Genomic DNA, 15249 nt, shown 5'->3' on the forward strand with positions numbered 1-15249 from the left:
CCTCTACGAGGTCGGCTTCAACCACTTCTTCCGCGGCAAGGACCACCCCGGCGGCGGCGACCAGGTCTTCTTCCAGGGCCACGCCTCCCCCGGCATGTACGCCCGCGCCTTCATGGAAGGCCGGCTGACCGAGGAGGACCTGGACGGCTTCCGCCAGGAGAAGTCCAAGGAGGGCCACGCCCTCTCCAGCTACCCGCACCCGCGGCTGATGCCGGAGTTCTGGGAGTTCCCCACGGTGTCGATGGGCATCGGCCCGATGAACGCCATCTACCAGGCGCAGTCGAACCGCTACCTGCACAACCGCGGCATCAAGGACACCTCCGACCAGCAGGTCTGGGCGTTCCTGGGCGACGGCGAAATGGACGAGCCGGAATCCCGCGGCCTGCTCCAGCTCGCCGCGAACGACAAGCTGGACAACCTCAACTTCGTCATCAACTGCAACCTGCAGCGCCTCGACGGCCCGGTCCGCGGCAACGGCAAGATCATGCAGGAGCTCGAAGCGTTCTTCCGCGGCGCCGGCTGGAACGTCATCAAGGTGGTCTGGGGCCGCGAGTGGGACAACCTGCTCGCCAAGGACGAAGACGGCTCGCTCGTGAAGATCATGAACGAGACCGTCGACGGCGACTACCAGACCTACAAGGCCGAATCCGGCGGATTCGTCCGCGAGCACTTCTTCGGCAAGACCCCCCAGACCAAGGACATGGTCGCGGACATGACGGACCAGGAGATCTGGAACCTCAAGCGCGGCGGCCACGACTACAACAAGGTCTACGCCGCATACAAGGCCGCCACCGAGTTCAAGGGCAAGCCGACGGTCATCCTGGCCCACACGGTCAAGGGCTACGGCCTGGGCACCCACTTCGAGGGCCGCAACGCGACCCACCAGATGAAGAAGCTCACGCTGGCGGACCTGAAGGCCTTCCGCGACCACCTGCGCATCCCGATCACGGACGAGCAGCTTGAAGCGGACCCGTACCAGCCGCCGTATTACCACCCCGGCGCCGACGCCCCGGAGATCCAGTACCTGATGGAGCGCCGCCGCGCCCTGGGCGGGTTCGTCCCCGAACGCCGCTCCAAGCACACCGACGTCACCCTCCCGGGCGACAAGGCGTACGAGGTCGCCAACCGCGGCTCCGGCAAGCAGCAGGCCGCCACCACCATGGCGTTCGTCCGGCTGCTCAAGGACCTGATGCGGGACAAGGAGTTCGGCTCCCGGATCGTGCCGATCATCCCCGATGAGGCACGCACCTTCGGTATGGACGCGTTCTTCCCGACGGCGAAGATCTACAACCCGAACGGCCAGAACTACCTGTCCGTGGACCGCGACCTCGTCCTGGCCTACAAGGAATCCATTGCCGGCCAGATCGTGCACGCGGGCATCAACGAGGCCGGTTCGGTCGCGGCCTTCACCGCGGCGGGCACCTCCTACGCCACGCACGGCGAACCGCTGATCCCGATCTACGTCTTCTACTCGATGTTCGGTTTCCAGCGCACCGGCGACTCCTTCTGGGCCGCCGCGGACCAGATGACCCGCGGGTTCATCATCGGCGCCACCGCCGGACGGACCACACTGACCGGCGAGGGCCTGCAGCACGCTGACGGCCACTCCCCGATCCTCGCCTCGACCAACCCGGCCGTCGTCACCTACGACCCGGCCTACGGGTACGAGATCGGCGTCATCATGCGCGACGGCCTGAACCGGATGTACGGTCCCGGCCCCGCGGACAACGACCCGGCCCGGAACCTGATGTACTACATCACGGTTTACAACGAGCCGATCGTCCAGCCCCCGGCACCGGCCGAGCTCGACACCGAGGGCATCATCAAGGGCATCTACCTGCTGGCACCGGCCAAGATCGACGGCCCGCGCACGCAGATCCTGGCCTCCGGCGTGTCCGTCCCCTGGGCCCTTGAGGCCCAGCGGATCCTCGCCGAGGACTGGGGCGTTTCCGCCGATGTCTGGTCCGTGACCTCCTGGACCGAGCTGCGCCGCGACGCCATGGCCGCCGAGGAAGACGCCTTCCTCAACCCGGGCCAGCCCGCCCGCGTCCCGTTCGTCACCGAACAGCTCGCCGGCGCCACCGGACCGATCGTGGCGGTCTCGGACTACATGAAGGCCGTTCCGGACCAGATCCGGCAGTTCGTCCCGAACGAGTTCGCCTCGCTCGGTGCTGACGGTTTCGGCTTCTCGGACACCCGCGCCGCCGCGCGCCGCTTCTTCAAGAACGACATCCACTCGATCGTGGTCCGTTCGCTGCAGATGCTGGCCCGCCGCGGCGAGGTCGACGCCCAGGCCCCGGCCCAGGCGATCGAGAAGTACCGCCTGCTCAACGTCAACGCCGGCACCACCGGCAACGCGGGCGGCGAGTCCTGACCGAGCGCCGGTAGCAGCAGCGCACGACGGCGCCCGACGGCGGTTCCCACCTGGGTGGGGGCCGCCGTCGGGCGTTTAACCAGGCAGCCCGGCTCCGCGCGGGGGCCCGGCGCGCCCGCCGCGGCTGTGATGCAGCCCAAAGCGACTTGTAGCCTTTGCACAAATGGAGCTTGGACGGCCCGCACCGTATGCTCGATGCATGGCAGAGCCCACCACCACTCCCGCAAAACGCAAACCGTCCGTGCGGGCGCTCACCCCGGAGAAGGCCGAGACGCTGAAAAAGCTCCGCGCCAGCGTGGGCCAGCTGTCCACCACCACGCTGCGCCAGCTGGAAAAATCGCTGCCCTGGTACAGCCGGCTGAACTCCGACGAGCGCTCCGCCCTGGGCATGGTGGCGCAGAACGGCATCGCCGCCTTCGTCACCTGGTTCGAGCGGCCCAGCTCGCCCTCCTGGATCCTCTCCGATGTCTTCGGCACCGCCCCGACCGAACTCACCCGCTCGATCAGCCTGCAAAAAGCGCTGCAGCTGATCCGGATCGTCGTTGAAGTGGTCGAAGACCAGGTGCCGATCATCGCGCCCGAAGCGGACCAGGCCGCCCTGCGCGAGGCCGTGCTGCGCTACTCCCGCGAGGTGGCCTTCGCCGCGGCCGACGTCTACGCCCGTGCCGCGGAGACCCGCGGGTCCTGGGACACCCGGCTGGAGGCGCTGATTGTCGACGCGATCCTGCGCGGCGAAAACACCGACGCGCTGCGATCCCGGATCGCCGCGCTGGGCTGGAAAGCCCAGGAACGCTTCACCGTGATGGTGGGAAATTCCCCGTCCGAACCCAGTGCCAGCTACGTCAGCGAACTGCGCCGCACCGCCGGGCGGTTCGCCGAAGACGCGCTCGTGGGCATCCAGGGCGACCGGCTGATCCTGATCCTGGGCGGCGTGCAGGACCGCGAAACAGCCTGCCAGAAGCTCAGTGAACTTTTCGCCCCCGGCCCGGTGGTCTACGGCGCCGAGGCCGGCTCGCTGCTGGAGGCCAGCAGCTCCGCCCAATCCGCGTTCGCCGGCCTGACCGCCGCCCGGGCCTGGCCCTCCGCGCCGCGTCCCGTGGCGGCCGACGACCTGCTCCCCGAACGGGTGATCTCCGGTGACGACGCGGCCCGCCGCTCGCTGGTGAAGAACATCTACCGGCCCCTGGTCGCGGCGTCCAACGGCCTGGTCGAGACGCTCGGGACCTACCTTGAACTTGGCCATTCGCTCGAGGCGACGGCCCGCGAACTCTTCGTCCACGCCAACACCGTCCGGTACCGGCTCAAGCGCGTCTGCGACGTCACAGGTTGGGATCCGCTGATCCCCCGCGAGGCGTTTGTGCTTCAGGCAGCGCTTGTGGTGGGCCGGCTTTCAGCCCCGCCCAGGCCCGCTCCGGAACGCCAGCCGTCCCGTAACAACTCCTGACCCGTTGTAGACTTCCTACAATCTGACCCAGTGAGCTTGGTGCATGAAAGTACCGATGAATCACGCGGCAATTTGGAAAGCTGGATACGTGCTTGCAATCGTTTGCCCTGGACAGGGCTCCCAGACCCCTGGTTTTCTGGCCCCCTGGCTGGAACTGCCACCCGTCGCAGGCCACCTGGCCTCCCTTAGCGAAATAGCAGGTATCGACCTCACCGCCCACGGAACCACCTCCGATGAGGAGACCATCAAGGACACCGCCGTCGCGCAGCCCTTGATTGTCGCCGCCGGACTGGTGGCCGCGAAGTCCCTGTTCGACGTCGAACTGGGCACCCTCCCGGTCATCCTCGCCGGACACTCGGTCGGCGAAATCACCGCCTCGGCCCTGGCCGGCGTCCTGACCGAGACCGAAGCCATGACCTTCGTGCGCGAACGCGCCAACGGCATGGCCGCCGCCGCCGCGGCCACCCCCACCGGCATGAGCGCCGTCGTCGGCGGGGATCCCGCCGAGGTCCTAGCCGCGATCGAGGCCTGCGGGCTCACCCCGGCCAACGTCAACGGCGCCGGCCAGACCGTGGCCGCGGGCACCCTGGAACAGCTCAAGGCCCTCGCCGACAATCCGCCGGCCAAGGCCCGCGTGATCCCGCTGAAGGTCGCCGGCGCGTTCCACACCTCGCACATGTCCCCCGCCGTCGCCGCGCTGCAGGCCCTGAAGCCCTCGCTGCACCCGCGCAACCCGCAGGTTCCGCTGCTGTCCAACTTCGACGGCGCCGAGGTCACCGACGGCGCGGCCGCCGTCGACAGCCTGATCGCCCAGGTGTCCCGCCCGGTCCGCTGGGATCTCTGCATGGAGACCATGGTGAAGCGCGGCGTGACCGGCGTGATCGAACTGGCCCCGGCCGGGACGCTAGCCGGCCTGGCCAAGCGCGGCATGCCCGGCGTGAAGACCGTCACCGTCAAGACCCCGGATGACCTTTCCGCCGCCTTGGCCCTATTCGCAGAACTGGAGGGAGGGGAATGAGCGCTCCTACTCTGAAGCAGGCTCCCCTGCAGGAAAACACCCGCGTGATGGGCGTCGGCGCCTACCGGCCCAGCGTCATCGTCACCAATGAGGATGTCTGCCAGTGGATCGATTCCTCGGACGAGTGGATCCGGCAGCGCACCGGCATCATCACCCGGCACCGGGCCCCGGCCGACGTCAGCGTCATCGACATGGCCGAGGGTGCGTCCCGCGAGGCCCTGCAGAAGGCCGGCATTGACGCGTCCGAGCTCGGCGCCGTGATCGTGTCCACCGTGACCCACCCCTACGCGACGCCCTCCGCCGCGGCAAGCCTGGCCGACCGCCTCGGCGCCACCCCGGCGCCGGCGTTCGACATCTCCGCCGCCTGCGCCGGCTACTGCTACGGCATCGCCCAGGCCGACGCCTTGGTCCGCTCCGGCGCGGCCAAGTACGTGCTCGTGGTCGGCGCGGAGAAGCTCTCCGACGTCATCGACAACACCGAGCGCACCATCTCCTTCCTGCTCGGCGACGGTGCGGGCGCCGTCGTCGTCGGACCTTCCGACACTCCGGGCATCGGCCCGTCGGTGTGGGGATCGGACGGCAGCAAGTGGGACGCCATCGGCATGACCCACTCGATGCTGGACGTCCGCGACTTCGAAGCCGCCGGCAAGCACGGCACCGCCCTCAGCGAGGGCGAGGCCGCGGTGACGGAAGCGGCCTTGTGGCCCACGCTGCGCCAGGACGGCCAGACGGTCTTCCGCTGGGCGGTCTGGGAAATGGCCAAGGTGGCCCAGCAGGCCCTCGATGCCGCGGGTATCCGCGCCGAGGACCTTGCGGCGTTCATCCCGCACCAGGCCAACATGCGGATCATCGACGAGATGGCCAAGAAGCTCAAGCTTCCGGAGACCGTCAAGGTCGCCCGGGATATCGCCGAAGCAGGCAACACCTCGGCAGCCTCCATCCCCCTCGCCACCCACCGCTTGCTGCAGGAAAATCCTGAACTGAGCGGCGGACTGGCCCTGCAGATCGGGTTCGGGGCCGGACTTGTCTTCGGCGCCCAGGTGATTGTGCTTCCGTAGGCGGCCACCGCACTTCCTGAGCCGTCGGTACCCCCGACGGCACTGAATCCCACACCAAGCCGAACCCTCGGTTTGAATCATTTCGCCAGAGGAGCCCGGAACAACCCCCGGACGCCGACGTCAACAACAAGAAAAGGAGCCATCAATGGCTAGCAACGAAGAGATCCTGGCCGGCCTGGCTGAAATCGTCAACGAAGAGACCGGCCTGGCCCCCGAGGCTGTCGAGCTGGACAAGTCCTTCACCGAGGACCTGGACATCGACTCCATCTCCATGATGACCATCGTGGTCAACGCCGAGGAAAAGTTCGGCGTGCGCATCCCGGACGAAGAGGTCAAGAACCTCAAGACCGTCGGCGACGCCGTCAGCTTCATCGCCAACGCGCAGGCCTAATCTTCCGCCTGCACCTGGCCCGGCCGGCAACGGCCGTTCCGGTGTCCGGTCCGGGAGGCTTCATCGGCGTCCCGGACCGGAACACCACTGCTTGACCCCCCCCCAAGTTTTCATGACCACCGAGTTTTCCCTACGCAGGCCCCGGCCGCCTTCACCAGGTTCCGGATACGGCAGGCGCACCGACAGAGAGTGATCCCATGGCACGCAAAGTAGTCATTACCGGTCTGGGTGCCACCACACCCATCGGCGGCGATGTCCCCACGATGTGGAAGAACGCGCTGAAGGGCGTCTCCGGCGCGCACACGCTCGAGGACGACTGGGTGGCCAAGTACGAGCTGCCGGTGCACTTCGCGGCCCGCGCCTCCGCCCCCGCCACCGAGGTCCTGAGCCGGGTCGAGGCCAAGCGCATGGACCCCTCCACGCAGTTCGCCGTGGTCGCCTCCCGTGAGGCCTGGGCCGACGCCGGCATCACCGAGATCGACCACGACCGCCTCGCCGTGGCCTTCGCCACCGGCATCGGCGGCGTCTGGACCCTCCTGGACGCCTGGGACACCCTGCGCGAAAAGGGCCCCCGCCGCGTCCTGCCCATGACCGTGCCGATGCTGATGCCCAACGGCCCGGCCGCGGCGGTCAGCCTGGACCTCGGCGCCCGCGCCGGCGCCCACACCCCGGTCTCCGCCTGCGCGTCCGGCACCGAAGCCGTGCACATGGGCCTGGACCTGATCCGCTCCGGCAAGGCCGACGTCGTCGTCTGCGGCGGCGCGGAAGCCGCCATCCACCCGATGCCGATCGCCGCGTTCGCGTCGATGCAGGCGCTGTCCCGCCGCAACGACGATCCCGAGCACGCCTCGCGTCCGTACGACCGCGACCGTGACGGCTTCGTCATGGGTGAAGGCGCCGGCGCCCTGGTCCTTGAGGCCGAGGAGCACGCCCTCGCCCGCGGCGCCCGGATCTACGCCGAACTCGCCGGCACCTCGGTGACCGCCGACGCCTACCACATCACCGCCCCGGACCCGGAGGGCCTCGGCGCCACCCGTGCGCTGAAGGCGGCCATGTTCGACGGCCGGATCCAGGCCGAGGACGTGGTGCACGTCAACGCGCATGCCACCTCCACCCCGGTGGGCGACAAGCCCGAGTACGCCGCCCTCAAGGCCGCCCTCGGCAAGCACGTGGACGACGTCGCCGTCTCCGCCACCAAGTCGCAGATGGGCCACCTGCTGGGCGCCTCAGGTGCGGTGGAAGCCGTACTCACCGTGCTGGCGGTGCACGACCGCAAGGCTCCGGTGACGATCAACCTCGAGAACCAGGATCCGGAGATCCCGCTCGACGTCGTCACCTCCGAGCGTGCACTGCCCGGCGGCAGCATCGTGGCACTGAGCAACTCGTTCGGCTTCGGCGGCCACAACGCCGTCATCGCGATCCGCAGCGTCTAGTTCCTGGGGGCCTTCCCGGGCCCTGCACGCCGAAATGACAGATGGCGGCAATGTTCACGAAGAACATTGCCGCCATCTGTCATTTGGCGTTGCTATGGAGTGTGTTGCGGTGGGCCCTGGGTCTTCGAGGGCTCGGCGGGGCTTAGCCGACCTGGTGCAGCCAGCGCACGGGGGCGCCTTCGGCGGCGTGGCGGAAGGGTTCGAGTTCCTCGTCCCAGGCCTCGCCGAGGGCCAGGGAGAGTTCGTGGTAGACCGCGGAGGGGTCGCCGGCGCCGGATTCGTAGGCGTAGCGGATCCGGTCCTCGGAGACCATGATGTTGCCGTGCACGTCCGTGACGGCGTGGAAGATCCCTAGCTCGGGGGTGTGCGACCAGCGGCCGCCGTCGACGCCCTGGCTGGGCTCCTCGGTGACCTCGTAGCGCAGGTGCGCCCAGCCGCGGAGCGCAGACGCCAATTGAGCCCCCGTGCCCGGCGTTCCGGTCCACGACAGCTCGGCCCGGAACATTCCGGGCGCAGCAGGCTGGGCAGTCCACTCAAGGTCCGTGCGCTTGTCCACGACAGAGCCAATGGCCCACTCAACGTGGGGGCACAGGGCTGTCGGGGCCGAGTGTACGAACAGGACACCGCGGGTTAGTGCAACAGACATTCCATCCTCCATAGCTATAGGTACGTCTTCCCCAACGACCTCTGCCTGGATGCCTGTCTGCTGCGTCAATCCGCGTGCGGGGCGGTTGCCCCTGCCAGACTATTCAGTTTCTTCAAAACAACATTATGCAAAAAATAGGTCCGGACCTCAGTTGGTAAATCGATGCTTTATCGGTTCAAGCACCACTTGAAAGTTGCCGGGCGTGAGTCTCATTGTGCCGTACCCCGCCTAATTACGCCAGTGCAATTCGGCGCGTCGCTGCCGGCGAGTCGCGGCGGCTTCCGGGCCGGCGGGATCCCCGCGTTGCGGCGCCGGAAGGAGGCCTATGCCAGGCCTCTTTGGCACCGTGCCGGGCGGATAACGGTCAGGCGCGCGGGTGCGCCTGCTGGTAGCTTTTCCGCAGCCGATCGACCGAGACGTGGGTGTAGATCTGGGTGGTGGCCAGGCTGCTATGGCCGAGGATCTCCTGCACGGCCCGCAGGTCCGCCCCGCCGTCCAACAAATGGGTCGCCGCCGAATGCCGCAGGGCGTGCGGGCCGGTCGCCGAGGTGTCCCCCAGTCCGTCCAGCAAATCCTTGACGACGCTGCGGACCTGGCGCTGGTCCACCCGTTTGCCGCGCACGCCGAGGAAAAGGGCCGGACCCGAGCCGTCCGCCGCCAGGGCCGGGCGGCCGCGGCGCAGCCAGTCGTCGACGGCGATAGCTGCTGGGAGGCCGTAGGGCACTGTCCGTTCTTTGTTGCCTTTGCCGAGTACCCGCAGGGTCCTTCGGTCCGGATCGAGGTCATCGATGTCGAGGCCGGACAGCTCGCCGACGCGGACGCCGGTGGCGTAAAGCAGCTCAAGCATGGCGCGGTTGCGCAGGGCCAGCGGTTCTCCGTCAGCGGCGTCCGACTCGGCTCCGGCCACCAGCCGCTGCACCTGTCCCTGTTGCAGCACGCCGGGCAGGGACTTTTCCCGTTTGGGTGCCTTCAGCCTCAGGGCGGGGTCGACGGCAATGAGCTCCTCGCGGACTGCCCAGGCGGTGAAGGCCCGCGCGGTGGCGGCGCGCCGGGCCAGCGTCGCGCGGGACATCCCCGCTTCGCTCTGGGCTCCGAGCCAGCGGCGCAGGGTGCCCAGTTCCAGGTCGGCCAGCTCCATGGCGCCTTCGGTGGCAGCATGCTCCAGCAGGCTCCCGACATCGGAGAGGTAGGCGCGCACGGTGTGGGCGGAGCGGCCCCGTTCGGCCTCCAGGTAACGGCCGAAGCGGTGGGCGGCTTCGGCGAGCGCTCCGGGCAGTTGCTGTGTTGACACTGTCCCAGTGTCCCAGCAAGGGGACCGTCAGCGGCGCAGCCCGACGGTGCGCCGTCACCGCCCGGGTTCGCGCCGCCATTCCGGACACCGGGGTGCGGCGGGCGGCGTGCCGGCAGAGGCCGGTGGCCAGAGTGCGGGGTGCGGCGGGCGGCGTGCCGGCAGAGGCCGGTGGCCGGACACCAGAGTGCGGGGTGCGGTGTGGCGACGTGCCACAGCTCGGCGGGTCCGCGCGACCGTGCCGGTGCAACGCTCAGCCCGCCGTGGCGGAGCGTTTCCAGCCGCCGTGGCGGGACTCCGCCAGGCCCATCAGTCCGAGCCGTCCGAGGCCTGCCCTGACTGATTCCGGACTCAGCCCGGCGACCGCGGCCAATTTCTCGACCGAGCTCGTGACGCGCAGCGGAAGGGCATCCAGCAGGATCAGGTCTTCCAGGGTCAGCCCGTCGTGGGCCTCCACCCGGCCGGACTTCGCCTCGGGCAGCGAGTCGCCGCTCGGCGAGGCCAGTTCAGCGATCTCGCCGGCGTCCGTGACGCACACCGCGCCGCCCTCGCGGAGCAGCCGGTGGCAGCCGGCCGAGTTGGCACTGTGCACCGACCCGGGGACGGCGCCGACGGCGCGGCCGATAGTTTCGGCGTGGTGGGCGGTATTGAGCGCCCCGGACCTCCACCGCGCCTCGACCACCACCGTCACGGAGGCCAGCGCCGCGATCAGCCTGTTCCGTTGACAGAATCTACGATTAGATGCATGACCCGTTTACACACCACAGCGGCGATATACGCCCGCCAGTCCGAGGACGTGGCGGAAGGCATCGCCAATCAAAAGAAGCGCTGCACTGCCCTGATCGAGGCCCGAGGCTGGACCCTCGGGAAGGTCTACGAGGACAACGACACAAGCGCCGCCAAAGAGCGAGGCCCCGGCACGGCATGGCACCAGATGCTAACGGACCTCAAACCCGGCGACGTCGTCGTGTCTGTCGATATAGACCGGCTCCTCCGCAGCACCCGCGACCTTCTGGCCATCACCGATACCGGCGCCCGCGTGCTGACTGTCAACGGTGAGATAGACCTTACGACGGCCGACGGTAAATTCAGGGCGGATATGCTCGCCGCAATCGCCGAGTTCGAAGTACGGCGCAAGGGCGAGCGCCAGAAGCGAGCCAACGAATCCCGCGCCGCCAGCGGTCGCCCCGTTCCTGGTCGTCGGCGCTACGGCTATGAAACAGACGGCACCACGCCCCGCGAGTCCGAGGCCGTCGTCGTCCGGCGCCTATTTACGCACGTCGCGGAGGGCGGCTCACTCCGCTCCGCCGTCGGCTGGCTGAAGGCCGAGGGCGTCGACCCCGCGCCCGGCCGCGCCTGGACCTCCCGCCGGGTCGCCGATCTGCTGAAGAACCCGCATTACGCCGGGAAGATCCGCCACCTCGGCGCCGTAATCGACTCCGACGCTGTAACGCCGGTCGTGGAGCCGGAGCTGGCCGCCGAGGTCGTCGCCATTCTGAGCGATCCCTCGCGCAAGACCTCCCCCGGCCCGAAACCCCGCCACCTGCTTAGCGGCCTGATCCACTGCGGCGAGTGCGGCACGCCACTTACTTACATGCGCTCCTACATCTGCAAGGCCGATCTCTCCCACGTCTCCATCCTGAAGAAGATCATCGAGCCCCGCGTCCGCGACGAGATCGCCAAGGCGTTTATCGCCGGAGGCCCGGACCTTTTCCCGGCGTCGCCGAACGGTTCGAATATCGCCGCGCTGATCGCCGCTCACGAAAAGAACGCCGCTCACGTCGCCGCCACGATCGCCGACCGCGACGAGGGGCTCGTGCCGCCGACCATTGCCCGCGCCCGGCTGATCGAGCTTCGCGACGCCCGCCTCGCTATCGAGGCCGAGCTCGAACGGGCACGCTCCGAAAAGGGCGCCGCCTCGGCGTTGCTCGACATTGCCCACGGCCTCCTCGTGAAGTCCGAGGCAAGCATGGCAGAGTTCGCCGAGATGAAGGACTCTGTGTTGGCAAGCTTCGACGCCCTGGATCTCGACAAGCAGCGCGAGATCGTCCGGGCGCTCCTCTACGTCGAGGTCCGCTCCGGCCGCGACATTTCCCGCGTATGGATCGAGCACAAGCTCGCCACTCACCTAAACCCAGACGCGCAAGAGGAGGACTATGACGCAGAATGAGCCTAATCACGCCCGCGATCGCATATGGGGCGGCGGCCAGCCTTACACCCTCGGCGCCCCGGCGCCTGGCCCCGACGACTGGCGCCGCTGGCTCCTCGCCGAGGCGGCCCGGATCGTGGCCGCCGAGGAGGCGCGTGTAAACGACCCTCCGCCAGAGCCCTAACGAAGAAGCCCCAGCCGCCCGGCCGGGGCTTTTTTCGTGCCCGGCGTGAGTCGCCGACTATATCGTTACCCAATCGTTACAAAATCAAAAACCGCTAGATTCCGGGGTTTTTGCCTAAAATCTGCCACACCCCGGCCGACTCCTTATATGTCACATGAGCAGACGCACACCTTGGGGCAACCTTCTCCTGGTTACGCACCTTGCGTCCCCCAGCCGGGGCAACCTTCTCTACTGAGGGGAGATCCGCGCCGTTCCGCGTCTTGGGTAATCGGGGCAACCTTCTCCACTAGAGCAAAGATCCGCGCCGTTCCGCCGCTGTCGTAACCGGGGCAACCTTCTCTATTGGGAGGGTTAGCGGCGCGTCCCGCGACCGGGGCAACCTTCTCTAGTAGAGCGAGATCCGCGCCGGTTCCGCGTGATGGGTAACCGGGGCAACCTTCTCTGCTGGAGCAAGATCCGCCCGTACAGCAACCGGGGCAACCTTCTCCTATGTAGGGCAAAGATCGCCTACACCATTCTTGGACCGCCGAGAGCGGCCGGATGCCGAACCTATCGGCGGCACCGGCCCCCGGCGGCCTCACACGCTCCACGCTCGTTCTCCGGCGTGGAGGTCCGGGCGCGCGCCTGGCTCCGCCGGTGGTGGTCTTTCCGGCGTAGAAGACTCGCCGCGCCCGGCTCTAACTTCCTCTCCTGGCCGTCCTCGTGACGGCCTCTTTTATTGGCCCTTTATGGGTTAGCCAACCGCCTCAACGAAAGGAGGCCCTCATGGATCGCATATGCCGCCATTGTGGCCGCGCGTTCACCGCCAAGCGGGTCGACGCCGAATACTGCGGGACCGCGTGCCGCGTCACCGTCCACCGCCAGCGGAGGGACGCCCAACGCCGCGCCGCCCTGGACTTGCTCGCGCGCCAGTCCGAGGCCCTGGCCTCCGGCGCCGACGAGGCCGTCCTGGCCGAACTGGCCCGCGAGGCCCGCCGCCTCCTCGGCGACTAGACCAACACCCGCGCCAGCCGGGAACCGCTGGCCCAACCCCACGAAAGAAAGAAGCAATATCTCATGTATGAGGTACCCGTAAAGCACATCACGCTCTTTGACGGCGGCCGAGTGACCACGATCATTCACCCCGTCACCGGCAAGAAGAAGACGCACGGCCTCGGCGCCGTGGGAGATCCGATCCTCCCCTTCCTGGACCACCGCTCCGAGGGCTACATGCTCGTAATCCTGCCCGGCGCCGAGTCCCCCGCCGTCCACGACGTCGACACGAAGGGAACCCCGCTGGCAAGCGGCAAGCTCCCCTCCAAGCGCGTCCCCTGGGCCGCCGTCGGCGCCCCTGACTGTGACCCGCTGGCCTCCAAGGAGGCCGCTAAATGAGCGACGCCGAGAAGAAGCCCCAGACTCCCGCCGAGGACCGCTTCGGCGCCGCCGACGTCGTCCGCTTCGCCCTGGAGAAATACACCCTGGGCCGCTCGACCGACGGCTCGGTCTTCGTCACCTCGACCAACCCGAAAGATCCCAGGATCGCCCGCGAGGTCCGAGGGCTCCGCTCCGAGATCTCCCGCGCCCTCTGGCGTGAGCGTGGCCTCACGGTAGGCCGCGACACGGTAGGGACCGCTATGGAGACGCTCTACGGCCTCGCCGAGGATGCACCTGTCTCCAAGGTCTACCTCCGCTCGGCGAAGCTCGGCCCGTCCATCCACGTCGACCTCGGCGACACGTCCGGCCGCTTCGTGGAAGTCTCGCCCTACGGCTGGACCGTCCGCGACCCCCGCGAGGAGGACGACGTAACCGCCTCCCGCCCGATCTTTCGGCGCACGGCGGCGGGTAACGCCCTCCCGGCGCCCGAGGAGGGCGGCACTCGCGACGACCTCCGGGAGCTTCTCGGCCTCGCCGAGGACGACCCCCGCTGGAAACTCGCATGGGGCTGGCTCGTGGCGTCCCTCTTCGAGGACGTGCCCCGGCCGATCCTCTGGACCCTCGGCCCGCAGGGCTCCGGCAAGTCCACCCGCGCCAGGATGATTCTGAACGTAGTAGACCCCGTCGACGCCCTCGGCAGGGAGCCGGGGCGGAATGAGCGCGACGACACCACCGCCGCGAGCGGGCGCTTCCTGCCCTCCTGGGACAACATCGGGAACGTGTCCGCCGCGACCTCGGACTGGTTGTGCCGGATCGTTACCGGCGTAGAGATCGGCCGCCGGGCGCTCTACACCGACGACGACCTCCGCGTCTCGACTCTCCGCCGCTCCGGCGTGGCGACGTCCATCGTCCTCCCGTTCGGCCTCGGCCCGGACGCCCTGGAGCGTCTGGTCCTCCTGGAACTGGAGCGGGTATCCGAGGAGGACCGCCGCGCCGAGTCCGAGCTCTGGGCCAGGTTTGAGCGTCTCCACGGCCGCATCCTCGGCGCTCTCCTGGACGACGTCGCCGGAGTCCTGGCACACCTCCACGAAGCCCGCCACGCCGGACACAAGCTCCCGCGCATGGCCGACTACGCGCTGATCCTCCACGCGCTGGACATACACGCCGACGAGGACGACCTCGACGGCTACGCCGCCGTTTACACGCGCTCCGTCCGTGGCGTCCTCGCCGACCGCGCAACCTCCGACCCGCTCACGGCGGCCCTGCTAAAGCAGGTCAAGAGCCACGGCGGCGAGTGGACCGTCGGCGCCGAGATCCTCCTCCGCGCTATCGAGGTAGACCGGCCGGACGATCCGCGCGCCGCGTGGCCGACGTCGGCGTCCAGCCTCTCGGCGGCTCTTATGAAGTCCCACGAAACGCTCCGGGCCGCTGGCCTGGAAGTGGAGCGGAAGCGGACCAAGAAGGGTAGCTCCATCACCCTCCGCGCCGTGGAGACCGAGGACAACGACCTCGACGACGCCGAGGACGAGGTCGCCGGAGAGACGCCGGAGAACGTCGTCACCTTCGCCCCGCGCCCGTTGAAGATCGACGCGGCGCCGGACGTCGACGAGATCCTCGGCGGATAGCACCTCCGAAGGGTGACGGCGTTTTGATCGCCGTCACCCTTTTAGGGGTCGCCGTCACCCCGCCGTCACCCTCGCCGTCACCCGTTTTGCCCTTTATCGGCGCGGAAGTCGCCAAAAGGTGACGGGGGTGACGGCGATCCGGGTACCAAAGTGTTTCTTGTGTCCAAACGAAATTAGGTAAAAGAGGGCCGCCGACCCCCACCTCGGCGCCTTCCGGCCGCCAAACAACTTTGTACCCGGAACGCCGTCACCGCCGTCACCCCGTCACCCCTACCCCCCAAACCAA

Annotated in this window: 12 protein-coding genes and 1 pseudogene; 10 read left to right on the forward strand and 3 right to left on the reverse strand. The window is 68.4% G+C overall.

Features of this window, described 5'->3' with window-relative positions:
* The 6 genes from aceE to fabF form a co-directional block, all read left to right on the forward strand.
* Positions 1-2374: pyruvate dehydrogenase (acetyl-transferring), homodimeric type (gene aceE, locus ABIN76_RS16405; RefSeq protein ID WP_346960743.1), on the forward strand; the 2374-nt coding region annotated here is incomplete at its 5' end.
* A gap of 199 nt (positions 2375-2573) precedes the next feature.
* Complete coding sequence (locus ABIN76_RS16410; RefSeq protein WP_346960744.1) at positions 2574-3818, forward strand: helix-turn-helix domain-containing protein; 1245 nt, start codon at positions 2574-2576, stop codon at positions 3816-3818.
* 88 nt (positions 3819-3906) lie between these two features.
* On the forward strand, positions 3907-4836 hold the full coding sequence (locus ABIN76_RS16415; RefSeq protein WP_346960745.1) for an ACP S-malonyltransferase: 930 nt from the start codon (positions 3907-3909) through the stop codon (positions 4834-4836).
* On the forward strand, positions 4833-5894 hold the full coding sequence (locus ABIN76_RS16420; RefSeq protein WP_346960746.1) for a beta-ketoacyl-ACP synthase III: 1062 nt from the start codon (positions 4833-4835) through the stop codon (positions 5892-5894). Before ABIN76_RS16415 ends, ABIN76_RS16420 begins: the two co-directional genes overlap by 4 nt.
* A 145-nt stretch (positions 5895-6039) precedes the next feature.
* Positions 6040-6285: an acyl carrier protein gene (locus ABIN76_RS16425; protein WP_175320862.1), complete on the forward strand. Its 246-nt coding sequence runs from the start codon at positions 6040-6042 to the stop codon at positions 6283-6285.
* A gap of 197 nt (positions 6286-6482) precedes the next feature.
* Positions 6483-7718 carry a beta-ketoacyl-ACP synthase II gene (fabF, locus tag ABIN76_RS16430; protein ID WP_346960747.1) on the forward strand — a complete coding sequence of 412 codons (1236 nt, stop codon included), beginning with the start codon at positions 6483-6485 and terminating at the stop codon, positions 7716-7718.
* A gap of 142 nt (positions 7719-7860) precedes the next feature.
* Here fabF and ABIN76_RS16435 read toward each other — a convergent pair whose 3' ends face one another.
* From ABIN76_RS16435 to ABIN76_RS16445, 3 genes and pseudogenes are all read right to left on the reverse strand, one after another.
* Positions 7861-8364: a DUF3145 domain-containing protein gene (locus ABIN76_RS16435; RefSeq protein WP_136322385.1), complete on the reverse strand. Its 504-nt coding sequence runs from the start codon at positions 8362-8364 to the stop codon at positions 7861-7863.
* 364 nt (positions 8365-8728) lie between these two features.
* Complete coding sequence (locus ABIN76_RS16440) at positions 8729-9655, reverse strand: tyrosine recombinase XerC (RefSeq protein WP_346960748.1); 927 nt, start codon at positions 9653-9655, stop codon at positions 8729-8731.
* A gap of 250 nt (positions 9656-9905) precedes the next feature.
* Positions 9906-10385: pseudogene (locus ABIN76_RS16445) on the reverse strand (DNA-processing protein DprA); the annotation flags it as partial.
* A gap of 12 nt (positions 10386-10397) precedes the next feature.
* Between ABIN76_RS16445 and ABIN76_RS16450 the strand changes: the two are divergent.
* The 4 genes from ABIN76_RS16450 (at position 10398) to ABIN76_RS16465 (ending at position 14963) form a co-directional block, all read left to right on the forward strand.
* Positions 10398-11822 carry a recombinase family protein gene (locus ABIN76_RS16450; protein WP_346960749.1) on the forward strand — a complete coding sequence of 475 codons (1425 nt, stop codon included), beginning with the start codon at positions 10398-10400 and terminating at the stop codon, positions 11820-11822.
* 928 nt (positions 11823-12750) lie between these two features.
* Complete coding sequence (locus tag ABIN76_RS16455; RefSeq protein WP_346960750.1) at positions 12751-12978, forward strand: hypothetical protein; 228 nt, start codon at positions 12751-12753, stop codon at positions 12976-12978.
* A gap of 63 nt (positions 12979-13041) precedes the next feature.
* Complete coding sequence (locus ABIN76_RS16460) at positions 13042-13356, forward strand: hypothetical protein (RefSeq protein ID WP_346960751.1); 315 nt, start codon at positions 13042-13044, stop codon at positions 13354-13356.
* Positions 13353-14963, forward strand: coding sequence for a hypothetical protein (locus ABIN76_RS16465; protein WP_346960752.1), 1611 nt, complete (start codon positions 13353-13355; stop codon positions 14961-14963). The genes ABIN76_RS16460 and ABIN76_RS16465 overlap by 4 nt, the downstream gene beginning before the upstream one ends.
* The last annotated feature ends 286 nt before the right edge of the window (positions 14964-15249 follow it).

The organism is uncultured Arthrobacter sp. (assembly GCF_964021775.1).
GTDB lineage: Bacteria > Actinomycetota > Actinomycetes > Actinomycetales > Micrococcaceae > Arthrobacter.

What these genes read in the sequence shown, in the direction of transcription:
- ABIN76_RS16410 (WP_346960744.1), top strand. Translation starts at nt 2,574, where the DNA reads ATGGCAGAGCCCACCACCACTCCCGCAAAACGCAAACCGTCCGTGCGG.
- ABIN76_RS16420 (WP_346960746.1), top strand. Translation starts at nt 4,833, where the DNA reads ATGAGCGCTCCTACTCTGAAGCAGGCTCCCCTGCAGGAAAACACCCGC.
- ABIN76_RS16425 (WP_175320862.1), top strand. Translation starts at nt 6,040, where the DNA reads ATGGCTAGCAACGAAGAGATCCTGGCCGGCCTGGCTGAAATCGTCAAC.
- fabF (WP_346960747.1), top strand. Translation starts at nt 6,483, where the DNA reads ATGGCACGCAAAGTAGTCATTACCGGTCTGGGTGCCACCACACCCATC.
- ABIN76_RS16435 (WP_136322385.1), bottom strand. Translation starts at nt 8,364, where the DNA reads ATGTCTGTTGCACTAACCCGCGGTGTCCTGTTCGTACACTCGGCCCCG.
- ABIN76_RS16450 (WP_346960749.1), top strand. Translation starts at nt 10,398, where the DNA reads ATGACCCGTTTACACACCACAGCGGCGATATACGCCCGCCAGTCCGAG.
- ABIN76_RS16455 (WP_346960750.1), top strand. Translation starts at nt 12,751, where the DNA reads ATGGATCGCATATGCCGCCATTGTGGCCGCGCGTTCACCGCCAAGCGG.
- ABIN76_RS16460 (WP_346960751.1), top strand. Translation starts at nt 13,042, where the DNA reads ATGTATGAGGTACCCGTAAAGCACATCACGCTCTTTGACGGCGGCCGA.
- ABIN76_RS16465 (WP_346960752.1), top strand. Translation starts at nt 13,353, where the DNA reads ATGAGCGACGCCGAGAAGAAGCCCCAGACTCCCGCCGAGGACCGCTTC.